Source organism: Streptomyces sp. NPDC007205 (assembly GCF_040634095.1).
In the GTDB taxonomy this organism is placed as follows: Bacteria; Actinomycetota; Actinomycetes; order Streptomycetales; family Streptomycetaceae; genus Streptomyces.
In genome coordinates this window covers 79,772-97,640 of record NZ_JBEYEW010000004.1, presented here as the reverse complement: position 1 = coordinate 97,640, position 17,869 = coordinate 79,772, and the positions used below count along the sequence as shown (strand labels likewise).

22 protein-coding genes, 1 tRNA gene and 1 pseudogene are annotated in these 17,869 nt (G+C 71.3%); 8 read left to right on the top strand and 16 right to left on the bottom strand.

Going from position 1 to position 17,869, the window contains the following annotated elements; translation table 11 throughout:
• Window positions 1–32: 32 nt before the first annotated feature.
• From ABZ624_RS09180 to ABZ624_RS09150, 7 genes are all read right to left on the bottom strand, one after another.
• On the bottom strand, window positions 33–923 hold the full coding sequence (locus ABZ624_RS09180) for an RNA polymerase sigma factor SigF (RefSeq protein ID WP_351249774.1): 891 nt from the start codon (window positions 921–923) through the stop codon (window positions 33–35).
• A gap of 130 nt (window positions 924–1,053) precedes the next feature.
• Window positions 1,054–1,347 (bottom strand): Dabb family protein, encoded by a 294-nt coding sequence (locus ABZ624_RS09175; RefSeq protein ID WP_360084234.1) that lies wholly within the window; start codon window positions 1,345–1,347, stop codon window positions 1,054–1,056.
• Between the two features lie 10 nt (window positions 1,348–1,357).
• Window positions 1,358–1,537, bottom strand: a complete 180-nt coding sequence (locus tag ABZ624_RS09170) for a hypothetical protein (RefSeq protein ID WP_055708362.1) — start codon at window positions 1,535–1,537, stop codon at window positions 1,358–1,360.
• 165 nt (window positions 1,538–1,702) lie between these two features.
• Window positions 1,703–1,787: transfer RNA gene (locus ABZ624_RS09165), tRNA-Ser, on the bottom strand.
• A 57-nt stretch (window positions 1,788–1,844) separates the two neighbouring features.
• Window positions 1,845–2,276 (bottom strand): tRNA adenosine(34) deaminase TadA, encoded by a 432-nt coding sequence (gene tadA, locus ABZ624_RS09160; RefSeq protein ID WP_360085185.1) that lies wholly within the window; start codon window positions 2,274–2,276, stop codon window positions 1,845–1,847.
• Window positions 2,277–2,335: 59 nt separating this feature from the next.
• Window positions 2,336–2,875, bottom strand: coding sequence for a hypothetical protein (locus tag ABZ624_RS09155; protein WP_360085182.1), 540 nt, complete (start codon window positions 2,873–2,875; stop codon window positions 2,336–2,338).
• A 307-nt stretch (window positions 2,876–3,182) separates the two neighbouring features.
• Window positions 3,183–3,389 (bottom strand): hypothetical protein, encoded by a 207-nt coding sequence (locus ABZ624_RS09150; protein ID WP_360085179.1) that lies wholly within the window; start codon window positions 3,387–3,389, stop codon window positions 3,183–3,185.
• A gap of 104 nt (window positions 3,390–3,493) precedes the next feature.
• Between ABZ624_RS09150 and upp the strand changes: the two genes are divergently transcribed.
• On the top strand, window positions 3,494–4,129 hold the full coding sequence (gene upp / locus ABZ624_RS09145) for a uracil phosphoribosyltransferase (protein WP_360084231.1): 636 nt from the start codon (window positions 3,494–3,496) through the stop codon (window positions 4,127–4,129).
• Window positions 4,130–4,223: 94 nt separating this feature from the next.
• Here the strand turns inward: upp and ABZ624_RS09140 are convergent, their stop codons facing one another.
• The 6 genes from ABZ624_RS09140 to ABZ624_RS09115 all read right to left on the bottom strand — a co-directional run bounded on the left by ABZ624_RS09140 (window position 4,224) and on the right by ABZ624_RS09115 (window position 7,601).
• A complete protein-coding gene (locus ABZ624_RS09140; RefSeq protein WP_360084228.1) occupies window positions 4,224–4,856 on the bottom strand; it encodes a LytR C-terminal domain-containing protein in 633 nt (210 codons plus the stop codon).
• Window positions 4,857–4,958: 102 nt separating this feature from the next.
• Window positions 4,959–5,255 (bottom strand): type II toxin-antitoxin system VapB family antitoxin, encoded by a 297-nt coding sequence (locus ABZ624_RS09135; RefSeq protein ID WP_004943146.1) that lies wholly within the window; start codon window positions 5,253–5,255, stop codon window positions 4,959–4,961.
• Between the two features lie 208 nt (window positions 5,256–5,463).
• The gene (locus ABZ624_RS09130) at window positions 5,464–5,586 is read right to left on the bottom strand and encodes a hypothetical protein (protein WP_360084225.1); all 123 of its coding nucleotides are present in this window, start codon (window positions 5,584–5,586) and stop codon (window positions 5,464–5,466) included.
• A 53-nt stretch (window positions 5,587–5,639) separates the two neighbouring features.
• Window positions 5,640–5,969 carry a hypothetical protein gene (locus tag ABZ624_RS09125; RefSeq protein ID WP_360084222.1) on the bottom strand — a complete coding sequence of 110 codons (330 nt, stop codon included), beginning with the start codon at window positions 5,967–5,969 and terminating at the stop codon, window positions 5,640–5,642.
• A gap of 225 nt (window positions 5,970–6,194) precedes the next feature.
• Window positions 6,195–6,872, bottom strand: a complete 678-nt coding sequence (locus ABZ624_RS09120) for an HdeD family acid-resistance protein (protein ID WP_360084219.1) — start codon at window positions 6,870–6,872, stop codon at window positions 6,195–6,197.
• A 126-nt stretch (window positions 6,873–6,998) separates the two neighbouring features.
• Complete coding sequence (locus ABZ624_RS09115) at window positions 6,999–7,601, bottom strand: HhH-GPD-type base excision DNA repair protein (RefSeq protein WP_360084215.1); 603 nt, start codon at window positions 7,599–7,601, stop codon at window positions 6,999–7,001.
• Window positions 7,602–7,773: 172 nt separating this feature from the next.
• On the opposite strand from ABZ624_RS09115, the gene ABZ624_RS09110 reads away from it, so the two are divergent.
• The 5 genes from ABZ624_RS09110 to ABZ624_RS09090 are packed head-to-tail and all read left to right on the top strand — an operon-like array spanning window position 7,774 to window position 13,649.
• A complete protein-coding gene (locus ABZ624_RS09110) occupies window positions 7,774–9,960 on the top strand; it encodes a penicillin acylase family protein (RefSeq protein ID WP_360084212.1) in 2,187 nt (728 codons plus the stop codon).
• Window positions 9,953–10,555 carry a GNAT family N-acetyltransferase gene (locus ABZ624_RS09105; protein ID WP_360084210.1) on the top strand — a complete coding sequence of 201 codons (603 nt, stop codon included), beginning with the start codon at window positions 9,953–9,955 and terminating at the stop codon, window positions 10,553–10,555. Before ABZ624_RS09110 ends, ABZ624_RS09105 begins: the two co-directional genes overlap by 8 nt.
• Window positions 10,556–10,565: 10 nt before the next feature.
• Window positions 10,566–11,045, top strand: coding sequence for a cupin domain-containing protein (locus ABZ624_RS09100; protein WP_360084208.1), 480 nt, complete (start codon window positions 10,566–10,568; stop codon window positions 11,043–11,045).
• The gene (locus tag ABZ624_RS09095) at window positions 11,042–11,803 is read left to right on the top strand and encodes a glucose 1-dehydrogenase (protein WP_360084206.1); all 762 of its coding nucleotides are present in this window, start codon (window positions 11,042–11,044) and stop codon (window positions 11,801–11,803) included. The genes ABZ624_RS09100 and ABZ624_RS09095 overlap by 4 nt, the downstream gene beginning before the upstream one ends.
• A 58-nt stretch (window positions 11,804–11,861) precedes the next feature.
• Complete coding sequence (locus tag ABZ624_RS09090) at window positions 11,862–13,649, top strand: copper resistance protein CopC (protein WP_360084204.1); 1,788 nt, start codon at window positions 11,862–11,864, stop codon at window positions 13,647–13,649.
• Window positions 13,650–13,667: 18 nt separating this feature from the next.
• Here ABZ624_RS09090 and ABZ624_RS09085 read toward each other — a convergent pair whose 3' ends face one another.
• The 3 genes from ABZ624_RS09085 to ABZ624_RS09075 form a co-directional block, all read right to left on the bottom strand.
• The gene (locus ABZ624_RS09085) at window positions 13,668–13,793 is read right to left on the bottom strand and encodes a nuclear transport factor 2 family protein (RefSeq protein WP_360085176.1); all 126 of its coding nucleotides are present in this window, start codon (window positions 13,791–13,793) and stop codon (window positions 13,668–13,670) included.
• A 592-nt stretch (window positions 13,794–14,385) separates the two neighbouring features.
• Window positions 14,386–15,021, bottom strand: a complete 636-nt coding sequence (locus tag ABZ624_RS09080) for a DUF6082 family protein (protein WP_360084202.1) — start codon at window positions 15,019–15,021, stop codon at window positions 14,386–14,388.
• A 164-nt stretch (window positions 15,022–15,185) separates the two neighbouring features.
• Window positions 15,186–16,283 (bottom strand): DUF1152 domain-containing protein, encoded by a 1,098-nt coding sequence (locus ABZ624_RS09075; protein WP_360084200.1) that lies wholly within the window; start codon window positions 16,281–16,283, stop codon window positions 15,186–15,188.
• A gap of 78 nt (window positions 16,284–16,361) precedes the next feature.
• On the opposite strand from ABZ624_RS09075, the gene ABZ624_RS09070 reads away from it, so the two are divergent.
• Together ABZ624_RS09070 and ABZ624_RS09065 are read left to right on the top strand one after the other, a co-directional pair.
• Window positions 16,362–17,102 carry a GntR family transcriptional regulator gene (locus tag ABZ624_RS09070; RefSeq protein ID WP_360084198.1) on the top strand — a complete coding sequence of 247 codons (741 nt, stop codon included), beginning with the start codon at window positions 16,362–16,364 and terminating at the stop codon, window positions 17,100–17,102.
• 138 nt (window positions 17,103–17,240) lie between these two features.
• Window positions 17,241–17,762: pseudogene (locus tag ABZ624_RS09065) on the top strand (glycosyltransferase); the annotation flags it as partial.
• Window positions 17,763–17,869: the final 107 nt, after the last annotated feature.

Below are 17,869 nucleotides of genomic sequence, written 5' to 3'. Positions count from 1 at the left end.
GCTGTGCTTCGCCGCGCGTCCTTCTCTGCGTCCTATGCGTCGATGCGATTCGCGGAGCGCAGTCGCTGGAAGCTGCGGGCGAGGAGCCGGGAGACATGCATCTGGGAGACGCCGAGTTCCGCGCTGATCTGTGACTGGGTGAGATTGCTGTAGTAGCGCAGGAGAAGGATTCTCTGTTCGCGTTCGGGGAGTTGGACGAGCAGATGCCGGACCAGGTCGCGGTGTTCCACGCCGTCCAGGGCCGGGTCCTCGTAGCCGATCCGGTCCAGCAGGCCGGGCAGTCCGTCGCCCTCCTGCGCGGCCTCCAGCGAGGTGGCGTGGTACGAGCGTCCCGCCTCGATGCAGCCCAGTACCTCGTCCTCGGTGATCCGCAGCCGTTCGGCGATCTCGGCGGTGCTGGGCGAGCGGCCGTAGAGGGTGGTGAGGTCCTCGGTGGCGCTGTTGACCTGCACCCACAGCTCGTGCAGCCGGCGCGGTACGTGGACCGTGCGGACGTTGTCCCGGAAGTAGCGCTTGATCTCGCCGACCACGGTCGGCATCGCGAAGGTCGGGAACTGCACGCCCCGGTCCGGGTCGAAGCGGTCGATGGCGTTGATCAGGCCGATGGTGCCGACCTGGATCACGTCCTCCATCGGTTCGTTGCGGGAGCGGAAGCGGGCGGCCGCGTAGCGCACGAGCGGGAGGTTCGCCTCGATCAGCGTCCCCCGTACGCGGTTGTGCTCCGGCGTGCCCGGCGTGAGCTGCTTCAGCTCGGCGAAGAGCACCTGGGTGAGAGCTCGGGTGTCGGCGCCGCGCCGCTTCTCGGGGGCCGCGGGAGCGGGTTCGCAGGCGGGGGCGGCCGCCTCCTCCTGGGGCGGCGCAGTACTGGCCGACACGGTCAACGCCACCTCTTCATCGATCAACCATCCGTCAAAAGTGGTCATAGCATCACAAGAGATGTGCACTGTGTGCAAGCACCGCATAACGCCGTGTTGTGGTCAAACAATGACAAGTTGGGGCTTAAATACAGGAAAGCCCCCCACCGTTCCGGCGGGGGGCTCTTGGCGCGGGGACTCAGAATTCGTAGTCGGCGATCACCCACGTGGCGAACTCGCGCCACAGCGCGACGCCCGCCTGATGGGCCGGGTGCTCCAGGTAGCGCTTGAGGGCGTCGGTGTCCTCGACCGCCGAGTTGATCGCGAAGTCGTAGGCGATCGGCCGGTCACTGATGTTCCAGTCGCACTCCCAGAAGCGCAGCTCCTCGATCCGGTCGCCGAGCTCGCGGAAGGCCTGCACCCCCTGTACGACCCGCTGATCGTCGCGCTCGACACCCTCGTTGAGCTTGAAGAGGACCAGGTGGCGGATCATGGGGTGTACCTCAGCTCTTTCCTCCGTTGGCGACCCACGTCATGAAGTCGCCGACGGCCTTGGCCGCGTCCGATATGCCCTCGAAGACTATCTGGACGTAGTGGGCCGCCTTGGGCGGGTCCGTGATGATCACGTACAGCGCGAAGACCACGAGCACGTATACGGCGATCTTCTTGGCGTTCACCGCCACCGCGGCCTCCCCTGTCCGTGCTCCCCTGCTGCCGGCCGCGAGTGTAACCTTCACGCCCCTTTTGGGGACCAACGGCCTGCCGCGCGGGGTCATTTGCCCCGCCCTGTGCTCAAGGGTCCCTTACGACGAGAAAGGCCCCGTCTTTCGACGGGGCCTTTCTCCGAGCGGTAGCGGAGGGATTTGAACCCTCGGTGACTTGCGCCACACTCGCTTTCGAGGCGAGCTCCTTCGGCCGCTCGGACACGCTACCGAGGGAGACCTTACAGCAAGGTGGGGCATGGTTTGAAATCGGAATTCGGCGGCGCGGTCACCGGTCCCGGAAGAACTCGGTGAGAAGCCGCGCGCACTCCGCCGCGAGAACACCCTCCACGACTTCCGGACGGTGATTGAGCCGCCGGTCGCGGATCACGTCCCAGAGCGAACCCGCCGCGCCCGCCTTGTCGTCCCGGGCGCCGTAGACGACCCGGTCGATGCGGGACTGGACGATCGCGCCCGCGCACATCGTGCACGGCTCCAGGGTGACCACGAGGGTGCAGTCGGCCAGCCGCCACTCCCCGAGCCGGGCGGCGGCCCGCCGGATCGCGAGGACCTCGGCGTGGGCGGTGGGATCGCCGGTGGCCTCGCGCTCGTTGTGCCCGGTGGCCAGCACCGTCGTACCGTCCGGGGACAGCACGACGGCGCCGACGGGGACGTCCCCGCCCCGGACGGCCCGTTCGGCCTCGTCCAGGGCGAGCCGCATCGCGGCCCGCCAGCGGTCGCGTACCGGATCCACGGGTCCCTGCGTCTCCTGTGCCGCGGTCAGCGGACGGTCTCCAGCACCTCCGAGGCGCCCAGGGCCTCGGCGATCGAGTTGAGCGCGTCGTCGGCGTCCAGGGCGCGCAGTTCCTTCTCGCTGATGCCCAGGTCGTCCAGGATCCGGCTGTCGCCCACCGGGCTGTGCGGGACCGCGTCGGCGCCGCCCGTCTCGTCGTCCTCGTCGGACTCGGACTCGGACTCGCCGTCCTCGGTGCCGTCGAGGTCCAGGGCGTCCAGGTCGGGGCCGTCGTCGGCGCCCGGCTCCCGGCCGAGCAGCTCGTCGGTGAGCAGCAGCTCACCGTACGCACTGCGCTGGGCGGCGGCGGCGTCCGAGACGTAGATGCGAGGGTCCTCCTCGCCGTCCACGCGGACGACGCCGAACCAGGCGTCCTCCTGTTCGATCAGGACGAGCACCGTGTCCTCGTCGGGAGTGGCTTCCCGGGCCAGGTCGGCCAGATCCGACAGGGTCTCCACATCGTCGAGCTCTGTGTCGCTCGCTTCCCACCCGTCTTCGGTGCGCGCGAGCAGTGCGGCGAAGTACACCGTGACTCTCCCACTGGTCATAGGCGTGCCGGTTGGGGGTCCCCCCGGCGGAGGTACGTGGGCGGGGAGAGCTGGGCTCCGAGCCCCACCCACTCGGAATCGTGGCAGAAACAAGGCTGTCAGGGGACGTCTTCGGCTCCCTGTGTGTTGAGCGTTCGTTGCCGCCACCTGCGGATCGTACGCGGCTTTTCCAGGCACTCACGCACGCCCGCCTCGCAAACGCCGGAGCGCGCGCGCAACTTCCTCACCCCCAACTTTCCCTACCGGGGCGTGCTCACAGGGCCCACATGGCTCACAGAGATCCTCCCTACCAGCGGAACGTCCGCATGCGCATCGCGTGGCGCAGCCGTGCGGCCTTGGCGCGTCGCGGCTGGACCCGGGCGCGCAGCGCGCGGGCCTCGGCGAGGTCACGCAGGAACTGGGCGCGGCGGCGGCGCCGCTCGGCGTCCGTCTCCGGCGCCGGGGGCTCGGCTATCTCGGGGTCGCCGCCCGCGTCGTCGGGCAGCTCAGGCAGGTCAGGCACGTCACACCACCCCAGTCCGTCCCTCCCACTTTCCCTCGGACGGCGGGTCCCACGCCAGCGTCGGCGGGGTGCCGGGCGCGGGTACCGTTAGGGGCATGCGTCTCCACGTCGTCGACCACCCCCTGGTCGCCCACAAGCTCACCACGCTGCGCGACCAGCGCACCGACTCCGCGACCTTCCGCCGGCTCGCCGACGAGCTGGTCACCCTGCTCGCCTACGAGGCCACGCGGGACGTGCGCACCGAGGCCGTCGACATCCGGACGCCGGTCGCGCAGACCACCGGCGTCAAGCTCGCCCGTCCGCGCCCGCTGGTCGTGCCGATCCTGCGCGCCGGCCTCGGCATGCTCGACGGCATGGTCCGGCTGCTGCCGACCGCCGAGGTGGGCTTCCTGGGCATGATCCGCAACGAGGAGACGCTGCAGGCCTCCACGTACGCCTCGCGCATGCCGGAGGACCTCTCGGGCCGTCAGGTGTACGTGCTGGACCCGATGCTGGCCACGGGCGGCACGCTGGTCGCGGCGATCCAGGAGCTGATCAAGCGGGGTGCGGACGACGTGACCGCCGTTGTTCTGCTGGCGGCGCCGGAGGGTGTCGCGGTCATGGAGCGGGAGCTGGCGGGGACGCCGGTGACGGTGGTGACGGCGGCGGTGGACGATCACCTCAACGAGCTGGGGTACATCGTGCCGGGGCTGGGGGATGCGGGGGACCGCCTGTACGGCGCGGCCGAGTAGTTCTGCGCCCGACGGGGTGCGGGTGCGTCGTGATTGATCGCGCCCACGCGGCGGAGCCGCACACCGGTACAGCCCCGCGCCCCCGGGTTCCTTCTCAGCAGCTCTTCGTCACAGGTGCCGTCGGCTTCGGTGCCGTCAGGGCCGTCAGTGCCTGCTGTGCGGCCGCCGGCTGGGCCAGGCCCTTGAAGGCGTCGCCGATGACCAGGTCCACGGTGGCGCCCTTGCGGCCGGCGACGGTGCGCTGTTCGGTGCCGGAGACCTGTGTCGCGAGTACCGCCAGTGAGGTGTCCCGGGCGTCCGGCGGGCCGAGGAGTATCCCGGTGCCCTTGACCTTCTTGTCGAACTCCTTGGCCGCGTTGCCCACGTCGCCGATCCTGAAGCCGCGTTTCTTCAGTGCGTCCGCGGTGTCCTTGGCGAGCCCGGTGCGCTGGGTGGCGTTGTAGACGTTCACGGTGATGTCGCCGGGCTTGGGCAGGGCCCTGCCCCGCGCCGCCGGTGCGGCCTTGGTCCGGCACTCGGACCTGGCCGCGGCCACCGTGCCCTTCTTGCCGCCCGTGAAGACGTCGATGAGCTGCAGGGTGCCCCAGCCGAGCAGGCCGAGCACGGCGGCGGACGCCACCACTGCGGCCACGAGCCTGCCGTGTCGGCGCGGGGGACGCATCCGAGGGTATTTGTCCCCCGTGATCCGGTACTGGCCGCCCATGCCGGGAGGAGTCAGCATGCTCATGAGCGCAGCGTAGTGCGCCTGAGCGGTGATGCCTATTAGATGATCAGTGGATGCCGCTCAGCGGAACCCGAAAGGGTCAAGGCCGACGGCTGTGTCGCCGGGTCAGTCGAGTTCGAGCACGCGGGCGTGCAGCACCTGGCGCTGCTGGAGGGCGGCGCGGACCGCGCGGTGCAGCCCGTCCTCCAGGTAGAGGTCGCCCTGCCACTTCACGACGTGGGCGAAGAGGTCGCCGTAGAACGTCGAGTCCTCCGCCAGCAGGGTCTCCAGGTCGAGCTGCTGCTTGGTGGTCACGAGCTGATCGAGGCGGACCGGGCGCGGCGCGACGTCCGCCCACTGCCGGGTGCTTTCCCGGCCGTGGTCGGGGTACGGCCGGCCGTTTCCGATGCGCTTGAAGATCACACGGAAAGCCTACCGGTCAAGACGTTCCGGGCGCAGCCATGGCGGCGGAGTGTGCCGCCTGAAAAGATGCCGCGAATGGGTCATAGGGGTCGCTATCGTCCGCTGTGGTGCGTCGGAGCAAGGACGCGGCCGCATTTCCTCCGTTCGGCCGAGGACGTTCGGCACGGACCGGCGGAGGCGGTGGTGGCCCGCCCCCGCCGGCACCGGTTCAGCGGCCCTGTTGCCCGGGCGGCCGCTGCGGTTCCTCCTTCTGCTCCGGCCTGGGCGCCGTCGCACGTCTGGCCTCCGCGCGCAGCAGGGCGCGCAGGACGGCGTAGGGATCCATGGGCATGGCTGTGCTCCTTGCGTCGAGCCGACCGACCTGTCGCGGGGGACACGGGTCTGTCAGCAGCGCAGGACCACCGTGCGCAGCAGGGAGGGGGCGTAAGGCACCCGGGGTGCGGCGGGGCTCGTCCGGGCCGCGGGCCGGGCGGGCGCCGGATCGGCGAGGGGTGCCGGGCGCTCGGGTACGTCGGCCCGGTGGACGACACGGGCGGGCGGCCGGACGAGCGAGTCGAGGACATCGGTGCCGTCGTGCTCGAAGGTCTCGGCCGGCACGCCCAGCGCGGGCGCCGCCTGGGCCTGCGCGTGAACGCCGGGCACCCACAGGGCGAGGAGCAGCACGAGCACCCGCAGCCAGGTTCGGCTGCGGGGACGGCTCCCGGTCCAGCTCACGGCAGGTGTGTCCCCCGGGCGGTAGCGGAATGCAGCATGCGGGGCGCGAGATCCGCCCGGTCGGCGTAGGAACGGGGCGCGCGGTTGACGCCGGGTCACAGGGTTCGCGGGATCCGCCGGTGTCACAGTGTTCGCGGATCCGCCGGTGTCACAGCGTTCGTGGGATCCGCCGGTGACACAGCGTCCGCGGATCCGCCGGGTCACAGCGTTCGGGGCCCCGCCGGGTCACAGCGTTTGCGGGACCGCCTTGGCCCGGCCGCGGATGCCGAACGCGGTGACGATCTCGGTGATCCCCACGACGACCAGCCAGATGCCGCCGACCAGGGTCAGCACGGCGACCGACCGGAACGGCGAGTCGATCAGCACGATCCCGGCGATGAAGGTGATGACCCCGAGGAAGATCTGCCGGCCGCGGGCGGGCATCCGGGAGTCGTGCAGGGCGGCCAGGGTCTGGGTGATCCCGCGGATCAGCCAGCCGATGCCGATCCACAGGGCGAGCAGCAGGATCGACTGCATGGGCCCGCGGAAGCAGAACAGGCCGAGCAGGATCGATACGGCGCCACTGATGAAGGCCAGGACGCGCAGCGAGGTCGTCTTGTGTGTGCCGAACGCGGAGACCAGCTGGAAGATGCCGCTGATCACCAGGTAGACACCGAAGAGCACGCCGGCGGCGAGCAGGGAGGCGCCGGGCCAGACGAGGACCAGGATGCCGAGGATCAGCGAGGCGATCCCGGTGACCAGGACCAGCTGCCAGGCAGCGCGGGAGAGCGCGTGCAGGGGACCCTCGAACGGCGGCTCGGGCTCGTGGCGCGCCTGCGGCCCGCCGGGCCGCTGTGCCGCGTGGGCGCGCTGGTCGTCGTATTCACGGCCCCACTCAGGGCCACTGCTGGGTGCCTCGGTCATGGTTTCATGCTGGGATCGGCGGGGCGAGGGGTGCCAGCGGGGAGAGGCCGGACGGGTGATGTCCATGCCCCCGGGAGTCCTCCGTGATGTCCATGTCCCCGGGAGTCCTCGCGTCCCGGAGCCTCCTTACGTGCCGGAGGCCTTCGCTGCTCTTGCCGCCGCTTTCATCTCCTGCTTGTGCGCGCGGACCTTCGCCAGTGACTCCGGCCCGGTGATGTCCGCGACCGACCGGAACGACTTCGGCTCGCCGTACGCGCCCGCCGCCTCCCGCCAGCCCTTCGGGGTGACCCCGAGCTGCTTGCCGAGCAGCGCGAGGAAGATCTGTGCCTTCTGCTTGCCGAACCCCGGCAGTTCCTCCAGCCGCTTCCGCAGCTCGGCGCCGCTGCCGGCGTCCCGCCAGACCGCCTCGGCGTCCCCGTCGTAGTGCTCGACGAGGTACTGGCACAACTGCTGGATGCGCTGGGCCATCGAGCCGGGGTAGCGGTGCACGGCCGGCTTCTCGGAGAGCAGCGCGGCGAAGGCCTCCGGGTCCATCGTGGCGATGTCGTGGGCGTCGAGGTCCCCGTCGGCTCCGGCGCCGAGCCGGTCGGCGATGGTCCGGGGCCCCTTGAACGCCCACTCCATCGGGACCTGCTGGTCCAGCAGCATCCCGGTCAGCGCGGCGAGCGGACTGCGCCCGGGGAGCGCGTCGGCCTCGGGCTCCTGGGCGAGGTGCAGCGTGACGTCCATGCGTCGATCATCCCTCGCCCGGAATCCGCTCGCCGCCCGGCCGGACCGGGACCCGCTCGCCGCCGGGGCCGGACGGCTGTGCGCCCCCCGCTTCCGGTCGCCCGGGTCTCGCGTACGATTCCCCCACCATCGAAACTTAGGCAAGGCTTACCTAAACAAAGGGGGTTCCCGGGTGACCACCGAGACCTACCGCGACAGCTGGGGCATCCCCCACCTGCGCGCCGCCGGCACCCGCGAACTGGCCCACGCCCAGGGCCGGGTGACCGCACTGGACCGCGCCTGGCAGCTGGAGGTCGAACGCCACCGCGCCCAGGGAACCTCGGCCTCCTTCCTCGGCGGCGGCGCCCTGTCCTGGGACGTCCTCGTCCGCCGGGCCCGCCTCGAAGACACCGCCCGCCGCTGCTTCGCCGCGCTGGAGAGCCGGGACCCCGAAACGGCCGACTGGGTCCGCGCGTACGTGGACGGCGTCAACGCGGGCCTGCCCGAAGGAGCCCGCCGCGCCCCCGAGTTCACCCGCACCGGCCTCACCCCCGGCCGCTGGCAGCCCTGGACGCCGCTCGGCGTCTGGCTCGCCACCCACCTCCTCTTCGCCGGCTTCCCGGCCAAGCTCTGGCGCGAGCAGGCGATACGGCACCTCGGCCCCGACGCCGTCGGCCTGTTCGCCACCGACGGCCCCGGCACCGCCGGCAGCAACGGCTGGCTCGTCACCGGCGCCCGTACCGCCTCCGGTCACGCCCTGATCGCCGGAGACCCGCACCGCTTCATCGAGGACCCCGGCGTCTACCAGCAGATCCACCTCTCCTGCCCCGAGTTCGACGTCATCGGCCTGGCCGTGCCCGGCGTTCCCGGCATCGCCCACTTCGGTCACACCGGCACGGTCGCCTGGGCCATCACCAACGCCATGGCCGACTACCAGGACCTCTACCGCGAACGCCTGCGCCGCACGGGCGCCGGCGTCCAGTCCCTCGGCCCGGACGGCCACTGGCACCGGGCCGCGCGGCACACGGAGACGGTCGAGATCGCGGGGGAAGCGCCGATCGAGATCGAGGTGATCGAGACGGACCGGGGCCCGGTGATCGCGGGAGGGCCGGAAGGCCCGCAGGCGGGAGTCACCGACCATGCACCGAAGGCCGCCGCCGACGGCGGGAACGCCCCCCAGGGGCCACCCGCACCCGACGGCGAAAGCGTCACGGACGGTGCCGGTGGGAACACCGCCCTGGCTCTGCGGTACCCACCCCGCGTCACCGAAGACCTCGGCTTCAGCGCCCTCCTCCCGCTGCTCCGCGCCCGCACGGTCCAGGACGTCGACCGTGCCCTCGACGCCTGGACCGAGCCCGTCAACGTCGTACAGGCCGCGGACACCCAGGGCGGCACCCTCCACCGCGTCGCCGGCCGCGTCCCCGTGCGCGCCCGGGCCAACCGCCTCCACCCCGTGCCCGCCTGGCGCCCCGGCCACGACTGGCACGGCTGGCACCGGCCGCCGTACGCGCCCGTGCGGGACGGCATCGCGGTGATGGCCAACCAGCGCGGCCCCGCCGCCCCCCTCGGCGTCGAGTTCGCCCCACCGCACCGCGCCGACCGCATCCGCGCCCTCCTCGACGCGCGCCGCACCTGGACCGCCGACGGCATGCCCGCGATCCACACCGACACCCACCTCGCCTCCGCCGCACCCCTGCTGGACCACCTCGCCGCCCTCGACGGCCTCAGCCCCGCAGCAGCCCGCCTGCGGCGCCGCCTGCTCGCCTGGAACCGCCGCATGGACGCCGACAGCACCGACGCGGCCTGCTACGCGGCCGTACGCTCCGCGGTCGTACGCCGTCTCGCCGCCCACCCGGTGTTCGCCCCGCTCGCCGAGCCCCCGGCCTGTCCGGAGGTCCTGCTGCCCTGGCTGGCCCTCGTCCCGCGCATCGGCTACGCCCTGGAACACCTGCTGCGCGCAGAAGAGTTGTACGGCGTCGACCGTCCGGCGACCGTTCGCGCGGCCCTGGAGGAGGTGGCCGCCGAGCAGCCGGCCGGCACCTGGTCCGCGACCCACCGCCTCGCCCCCTGGCGCGCACTCCCGCAAGCGCCGGGGGACCCGGAACCCGGGCTCGCCGGTGACCACGACTGCGTGCTCTGCACCTCCGCCGTCCCCGGCCTCACCGACCGCGCGGCCCGCGGCCCGGCCGCCCGGTACGTCTGGGACCTGGGCGACCGCGCGGCCAGCCGCTGGGTGGTCCCCTTCGGCGCCGACGGTGTCCCCGGCGCCCCCCACCACCATGACCAGCTCCCCTTGTGGCTCGCGGGGGAACTGGCCCCCGTCGTCACCGACTGGACCCTGCTGACCCTGCTGGAACGCATTGAGGAAACCCATGACTGACCGCTCCGAGGAAACCTTCGAACAGCACGTCGACGGCTTCGGCACCGTTCGCATCCGGCCCCTCGACCCGGTGTCCGACGCGGATGTCGTCCACGGCTGGGTGAGCGATGAACGCGCCGCCTTCTGGGGCATGAACGGCCTCACCCGGGACCAGGTCGCCGACATCTACACCCACATGGCCGGCCTCGACACCCACCACGCCCACCTCGTCACCAGGGACGGCACACCGGCGGCCCTGCTGCAGACGTACGAGCCGGCCGCGGACCGGGTCGGTGAGTGCTACGACGCCCTCTCCGGCGACCTCGGCGTCCACGTCCTCGTCGGCCCGCCCGGCCCCGGCGGCCCACGGCCCGGCTGGACCTCCGCCCTGCTGACCGTGATGACGGCCTGCGCGCTGCGCGCCCCGGACCGGCGCCGGCTCGTGGTCGACCCGGACGTACGCAACACCAAGGCGATCGCCCGCTTCGAACGCCAGGGCTTCGTGCGCGGCCCGGCGGTCGTCCTGCCCGAGGTGGACCTCCCCGACGTGTACCTGCCCGAGAAGCACGCCCAACTCGCCTTCCTGGAGCGGGCGGTGGCCTTTCCGGGGCACTAGTCTTGCCCGGGTGACGACGACGCCCGAAGAGCTGATCGCCCACTACCGCCTCGAACCCATCCCCCGAGAGGGCGGCCTGTTCCGCCGTACCTGGGAGGGGCCGGAGGGTGCCGACGGGCGCCCCGCGGGCTCGGCCATCGTCGCCCTGCTGACCGCGGACGACTTCTGCGCCCTGCACCGCCTGCCCACCGACGAGATCTGGCACTTCTACCTCGGCGACCCGCTCCACCTCCTGCTCCTCGCCCCCGACGGCACCACCCGCACCGAAGTCCTCGGCCCCGCCCCGCTGTCCGGGCAGCACGTCCAGCTGACCGTGCCGGCCCGCACCTGGATGGGCGCGCGGGTGGCGCCGGGCGGCGCGTGGTCGTTCTTCGGCTGCACGATGGCCCCCGGATTCACCTACGCGGACTACGAACACGGCGACGCGGCCGGCCTCACGGCGCGTTACCCGTCCGAGGCCGCCCGGATCACGGAACTGTGCCGCCCATGAGCCTGCTCGACGGACAGACCGCCCTGGTGACCGGCGCGGGCGGCGGCATCGGCCGCGCCATCGCGCTGCGCTTCGCCGAGGAGGGCGCGGCGGTGGCCCTGCACTGCCGTACGGCGGTGGACGCGGCGGCCGACGTGGCCGCCCGGATCCGGGAGTCGGGCGGCGAGGCCGTCGTACTCCGGGCGGATCTGACGGACGAGGACGCCTGTCACCGTCTGGTCGGGGAGGTGACGGACTGGTCCGGCGGCCGGCTCACCGCCCTCGTCAACAACGCGGCCGTCCAGCCCGTCCAGCCGCTGCCCGGCATGACGGCGGCCGAGTGGCGCACGGTCGTCGACACCGACCTCACCAGCGTCTTCGCCTGCACCCAGGCCGCCGCCGCGCACCTGCGCGCACACGGCGGCGGCACCGTCACCCACATCGCCTCCATCGAGGCCGCCCGGCCCGCCCCGGGCCACGCCCACTACAGCGCGGCCAAGGCGGCGGTCGTCATGCACGCCCGGGCGGCCGCCCTGGAGTACGGGCCCGACGGCATCCGCGTCAACACCGTCTCGCCCGGACTGATCGACCGGGAGGGCCTGGCTCAGGCATGGCCGGACGGCGTACGCCGCTGGCTGGCCGCCGCCCCCACCGGCCGTCTCGGCCGTCCCGAGGACGTGGCCGACGCCTGCGTGTTCCTGGCCTCGCCGCTCGCGCGCTGGATCACCGGCCATGACCTGACCGTGGACGGCGGCGTCTCGGCCCGCCCGGCGTGGTGAGCACTCCGGTCGATCTCTGCGTACTCCTGGGGAGGGCACGCGGCGAGGGAGGGACGAGGTGCGCGAGGCACACCGGTGGGGGCGCAGGCTGGCCCTGCTCTGCACGGGCCTCCTGCTCCTTCTGCTCGGCACGGCGGCCCCCGCCTCGGCGCACGCGGCCCTGCGCACGACCGACCCCGGTGACGGAAGCGTCGTGCGCACGGCCCCCCGGCACATCACCCTGACCTTCACCGAGTCGGTCGGCCTGCTCACCGACTCCTTCCGGGTCTACGACCCCCGCAACGACCGGGTGCGCACGGGCCCCGCCGACCACGCCCCGGGCCGCTCGGACACGGCCCGCGTCTCCCTGCCCGCCAGACTCGCCACCGGCACCTACACGGTCGCCTGGCGGGTCGTGTCGGCGGACAGCCACCCGGTGTCCGGCGCGCTCACCTTCTCGGTCGGCACACGCACGGCTACGACCGTGAGCCCGGTCCCCGACGCCACGGAGGACCCCGCCACGGCCGCCCTGTACAACATCGCCCGCTGGCTCGCCTACCTCTGCCTGGCCCTCCTCCTCGGCACCGCCGCGTTCGTGGCGTACTGCCGCCCGCCGACCGCGGCCCCCCTGCGCGCCCCCGCCCTGGCCGCCGGCTGGACCCTGCTCGCCTCGACGGCCGCCCTGTTCGTCCTGCGCACCCCTTACGAGGAGGGCACCTCCCCCGCGCAGGCCCTCTCCCTGCGCGCCCTCGCGCACGCGGCCACGACCCGTCCCGGCGCACTCCTGCTCGCCCGGCTGGCGCTGCTGCTCCTGGCGGCAACCGCCGTGGCCCTGCTCAGAGCCCGCCGCAGAAGGCTCCCGCGCCGCGCCACCCTCGCCGTTGCCGCTGCCCTCGCGCTGCCCCTCGCGCTGACCTGGTCGGCGGCCGAACACGCCTCCGCGGGCCTCCAGGTCCCGCTGGCGATCGCCTCCGCCACCCTCCATCTGCTGGCCATGGCGGCCTGGCTGGGCGGCCTGGCCGCGCTGCTGAGAGTGCTGCACCGCACACCGGCCCTGCCGGCCCCGGTCCCGGCCCGCTTCTCGCGACTGGCCCTCGCCTCGGTGACGGTCCTGGTCCTGACCGGTGTCTACCAGTCCTGGCGGGGTCTCGGTTCCTGGCAGGCGCTCACGGCCACGACGTACGGCCGTACCCTGCTGGCCAAACTGGCAGCCGTCACCGCACTGCTGCTGGTGGCGGCCTGCTCCCGCACCTGGACGGCCCGCCTGACCCAGGCCCGGGCCCGGGAGGCGGCACCCTCCGCCCGCGTCCTCGAACCGGCCGTGGGCCCCCCGCTCCGGCCGGAACCTGCCGCCCCGCCCCCACAGCTCCCCTTCCGCCTCCTGCGCCGCTCGGTCCTGGCGGAGGCGGCCGTGGGCGTGGTGGTCCTGGCCCTGACGACCCTGCTGACGAGCACGGTGCCGGGCCGGACGGCCACCGAAGCCGCCGCGACCACGGAGACCGCGGCACCGGCCAGCGGCATCCCGACGGCCTCCGTCACCACGGTCCCCTTCGACGTCGGCACCCCCGGCGGCCACGGCAGGGTCCAGGTCACCCTGGACCCTGGCCGCGTGGGCCGCACCTCCGTCCAGGCGGTGGTCTACGGCCCCGACGGCGGCCTGTCCACGGTCCCCGAACTACGGGTCACCTTCACCTTGTCCAGCCGGCGGATCGGCCCCCTGAACACCCGGGTCACCGACCGGGGCGGCTACTGGGCGGCCGACTCCTTCGACCTCCCCCTGCCGGGCACCTGGACGATGAAGGTGACGGTACGGGTGTCGGAGGTGGACCAGGTGACGGTGTCGGCGCCGGTGCGGGTGGCGCGGTAGCCGGGAGGGCCGGGCCGGTCAGAGGCGCGAGACGTGGTGGTGCCGGATGCGCCAGGCCTCGTCCGTGCGGACGGCGACGACGGACAGGCGTACCGGGATGGTGCCGTCGGGCCCCTGGAAGACCACGTGGGCGAGGCCGCCGATCCAGTCCTCGCCTCCCCGGTACGCGGTCAGGACGCGGACGTCGGCGCGGGTGCCGGCGGGGACCCGGCGTTAGCCGGCGGGGACCCGGCGTTAGTAGCCGAGGATCCTCCCGGGGCCGGTGACCGGATCAGGGAACAGCCCCTGGAAGACCCCGTCATCGGTGAACAGCGCCGCCGCTCCTTCGGGACCGGGCGCGTTGAACCGGACCCGCCACGCTGGAGCAGCGTGACGAGGGTGCGTTCGGCGGTCACGGTCGCGGGCCCAGTTGGGTTACTTGATCGCGACGACAGGGACTGTGGTGGACGGTCCCGAGTCGACGCTCGGCACGGATGGCTTTCTTCGGCGGGGGGTTCGGGGCAAGTCGGGGGGCATGGTCGGCCGGCTGCTACCGCCGGGACGGCGTAGGGCCTCGGCTGAACGGCCGTGAACGCGGCTGAATGAGACGGAAACTGAGACGGCCTGGCACGGAGCCAGACCGTCCCTACCTGCTGCCACCGTCCATGACGCTTATGAGAGCCGCTGCGATGCGTTGTCGGTTGCTGTGGTTGCTGTACTCCGCTGCTGTACCACGTCATCACAGACCAACGCGGGATTATGATGCGGGATCAGGGGCGAAATAAGAGGAGGCCGCTATTGACGGTCCGGCAGCTACGGCATTTTCGTAAGCCTCATCCATTAGGTCGACAAATCGAATTTGCCGCGCATCCCCTGTCGCCTCTGCAAACTCGCGCCAGCCCGCCGAACGATCGACCCAATGATCTCGCGCTCGCTCGCCCTGGAAGTGCAGCTCAAGCTGGACGCGCGTTGCCTCGTCATTCACGCGCTTGAGCAAGTAATCGGAGTAATATTGTGTAACGATCAAGTGCGTGAAGTGGAGTTGCCTCGCTAGAGCCAAAGGCAGCGGGCTCTGTGATGGTTGCCAGCAAACGAGAAGCTCAGGATCGTTGATCGACATAAGCGCCAGCTCGCGGTGCGCGGCCCGTCGCTCCTCCTCGTTGGATATGTTGGTCTGGTGGGCTTGATAGGTGAGAGATATGGCAACCCCAATTAGTGCTGCGCCCGAGAAGATCACGGAGAGGAATCCGTAGGCTTGTCCGACGTCGCTGAGCGATTGCCAGTCTCCTCCGAGGAATGAGAGACCTTTGAGAATTATTGGGGTCAGTGCGACGGTGGCAATTGTGGCCACAGCAATACCCCATGCGAAGTGCCTGTTTCGCCAGAACTCCATGTTGTCCCCTTGTTCCTTTACTCTGCCGTTTGAGGGGGATGATTCCCAGCTCTGTGCGGCGCCATGCGACAGCCACGACGTACCCCTTCTCTGAGGTCAGGCGGCTGATTGCTGTGCGCGTGCGGTGAGCGAAGCGAGCCGCCTTGAACCCGTAGAAAAAGTTGTTACTCAGGCTTCGTCGTGATGCGCCACAGGGGCGCGTCGTACTGCTCCGGTCGGCTGTCGATGAGCAGTCGGCGCAGGGCATGGCGCTGGGAGCCGTTGAGGGTCAGGGCCTCAGTGACGTGGCGGAACGTCGTGTGGGTGACTCCTCGGCTGTGGGCCTCCGTCTCGAACTGGTCGAGCCGGGGCAATACGGCTTCGGCGTCGAGCTGCACCGGCGGCTGGTCCTTCAGCCACGCGGCCTTGTTGCGCTCATAGTCGATCTCGGAAAAGCCGCAGATTTCGCGGCTGTAGGCCTCAACCTCGTCCAGGGTGGCGGTCGTCATGATGGCGCGGGCCAGGGTGTTGCGGCTCAGCGCTTCGTCCAGGTCGACCTCGTGCACCGTCGGGCCCTCGTCGGTGAGCGGCACGGGAAGGCCGGCGTCTCGGACCTCGCAGGTGCCCCGGACTCCGCGGGCTGTTGCAGCGAGCATCGCCGTCGCCTCGGAGGGGTGCCACTCAAGGACCCCGCTGATCGGCTCTACGTCTTTCGCCGTGAAGGTGTGCACGACAGCACCGAGCACCGGGCGAAGGTCGTCTGCGGGGAGTTCGCCGTCCAGGCCGGGCCCGGCAACCAACAGGCGGATGGACGCGTTCACCTGGCAGGCGGCAGCCAGGGTGAGGGCATCGCCGAGCGGACTCTTCAGTGTCGGCTCGTCGCCTCGCGCAAGGATGTCACCGCCGACGTCCAGGAGGTCGATCGACTCCGGCTTCAGGTGACTGATCAGCTCTTCCAGCTGGCGCGTGACGCCCTCGGCGCCCTGGTGGGGGTCGAGCAGTGCGAAGGTGTGCGGGAGCTCTGCCGCGAGTCGCGGAAGGGTGGATCCTGCCGGGGCGACCGGGCGGGCTTCGGCCGGCACTGCCGAGACGGCGGAGGTGATCTGGCTGAGGCCGGTGAAGTCGTGGGCTCCTCGCGGTCCCGGTACCGGGTCGATGAGCAAGCGGTCCCACGCGTACGTGAGGATCACGGCCTGGTCCTCGTCGGCATACAGGGCGGCGTCAAGCATTGCGGCGGCGACAGCGTCGCCCCCTCCTCCTGCTGCGACGATCAACCGCGTCATGCCAACAAGCCTACGGGTTTCGTTGGCCACCCACCCTATAGTGGCTAGAGGCCATAGCCACTTGGACAGGGAGGGAGCATGCCTCAGATTGAGGAGGCTCAACCGAAGTATCTCCAGATCGCCCACTTCATCCGGGATCAGATTCTCCGAGGAGACTTGCGGCCAGGGGACGAAGTTCCGTCCGAACGACAGCTCGCGGCGGACTGGAAGGTGTCCAGGCCTACCGCCGCCCGCTCGCTGGAGGCACTCAGCCATCAGGGCCTGGTAGAGAAGCGGCAGGGATCGGGGACGTACGTCCGAAGTCTTGAAGTGAACCGACGGGCACGGGAGTTGTACGGCCGCGCTCGCCAGACCGGGAAGATCCACACCCCCGGCGAGTACGCCGTCATCACGTCTGCCGGCTGGGCGGACGCACCGGACCACGTGGCCGAGGCCTTGGGGCTGACCAAGGATCGCAGGGCCGTGCATCGGCGTCGCGTGACCAACAACCAGGACGGGCCCATCACCCTGTCCACCTCGTGGTTCGCGCCAGACGTCGGTCAAAGGGCCCCGAAGCTCTTGGATCCTGAACGGATCGAAGAGGGCACCCTGATGTACGTCGAGAACATGACGGGGCGCCAGGGCAGCTATGCCGAGGACCGTGTGTGTGCCCGGTCTGCGACGGACGAAGAAGCGGCTGACCTTCGACTTGAGCCCGGTTCAGCTGTCCTGATCGCCCATCAGGTCGTCTTCGACCTCCAGGACCGGCCGCTGGAGTTCGCCGAAGCCACCTACCCGCCGCATCGCTGGGCGTTCGAACAGGGCTACCCGCTCACCTGATTTCGCGGGCAGTTGCGTCGAAGTGCTTGCAGAGCATGAGTGGCTAATGCCAGGCAAGTGGTTAAGGCCACTTCACTGGAAGGGGGCACGGCGTGACGAGTCGGCGGCCGGAACGGGACGACGCGCACGGACGGGGGCGGCGGCGCCCAGGGCTCCGTCCAGATCAACACCATCGTCCGCGCGGTCCTGCCGTGGCTACTCACTCAGGCCAACGTCATCAGTGCGGCGCCACGTCCATCGAGGAGTCCCGCCGGTACGCGACCGAGCTCCCGAGCCACCTTCGGCACCGCTACCTGGTCACGGACTTCGTCGGCCCGGAGCTCCCCGACGTCCTCGCCCTCGCCGACATCGTGATCTCCCGCAGCGGAGCCGGCACGATCGCCGAGCTCACTGCCCTGGGTAAGCCGTCCGTTCTGATCCCGCTCGCGACGTCGGCGGGCAACGAGCAGGAGCACAACGCTCTGCATCTTCAGGAGGCCGGCGCCGCTGTCGCTCTCCTGGGGGGGCGCGGTCACGCCCGAGGGGCTTCGTGACGCTGTCGCCCCGCTCATCTCTTCACCTGGCGAGCGCCGGCACATGGCGGAGCAGGCCCGCTCTCTGGGACGTCCGGATGCTGCCGACCGCTTGGCGGAGGTCTTGTCGGACGTGGCCACTGGTTGAAGCGCGCTACTTGATCGGCAGCCTTCCTTCGTACTCCTCGCACCGCTGTGTTGCCTGCCGTCCCGTGTTGCTGGCGGCCGCGCCCGCGGGGGCAGGTACTACGAAAG

Bases quoted from the DNA above. Each gene is read 5' to 3' on its own strand.
- ABZ624_RS09175 (WP_360084234.1), bottom strand. From the start codon at position 1,347: ATGATCCGCCACCTGGTCCTCTTCAAGCTCAACGAGGGTGTCGAGCGC.
- ABZ624_RS09130 (WP_360084225.1), bottom strand. From the start codon at position 5,586: ATGCCCATGGATCCCTACGCCGTCCTGCGCGCCCTGCTGCGCGCGGAG.
- ABZ624_RS09070 (WP_360084198.1), top strand. From the start codon at position 16,362: ATGCCTCAGATTGAGGAGGCTCAACCGAAGTATCTCCAGATCGCCCAC.
- tadA (WP_360085185.1), bottom strand. From the start codon at position 2,276: ATGCGGCTCGCCCTGGACGAGGCCGAACGGGCCGTCCGGGGCGGGGAC.
- ABZ624_RS09095 (WP_360084206.1), top strand. From the start codon at position 11,042: ATGAGCCTGCTCGACGGACAGACCGCCCTGGTGACCGGCGCGGGCGGC.
- ABZ624_RS09120 (WP_360084219.1), bottom strand. From the start codon at position 6,872: ATGACCGAGGCACCCAGCAGTGGCCCTGAGTGGGGCCGTGAATACGAC.
- ABZ624_RS09115 (WP_360084215.1), bottom strand. From the start codon at position 7,601: ATGGACGTCACGCTGCACCTCGCCCAGGAGCCCGAGGCCGACGCGCTC.
- ABZ624_RS09140 (WP_360084228.1), bottom strand. From the start codon at position 4,856: ATGAGCATGCTGACTCCTCCCGGCATGGGCGGCCAGTACCGGATCACG.
- ABZ624_RS09075 (WP_360084200.1), bottom strand. From the start codon at position 16,283: ATGACGCGGTTGATCGTCGCAGCAGGAGGAGGGGGCGACGCTGTCGCC.
- ABZ624_RS09180 (WP_351249774.1), bottom strand. From the start codon at position 923: ATGACCACTTTTGACGGATGGTTGATCGATGAAGAGGTGGCGTTGACC.
- ABZ624_RS09080 (WP_360084202.1), bottom strand. From the start codon at position 15,021: ATGGAGTTCTGGCGAAACAGGCACTTCGCATGGGGTATTGCTGTGGCC.
- ABZ624_RS09105 (WP_360084210.1), top strand. From the start codon at position 9,953: ATGACTGACCGCTCCGAGGAAACCTTCGAACAGCACGTCGACGGCTTC.
- upp (WP_360084231.1), top strand. From the start codon at position 3,494: ATGCGTCTCCACGTCGTCGACCACCCCCTGGTCGCCCACAAGCTCACC.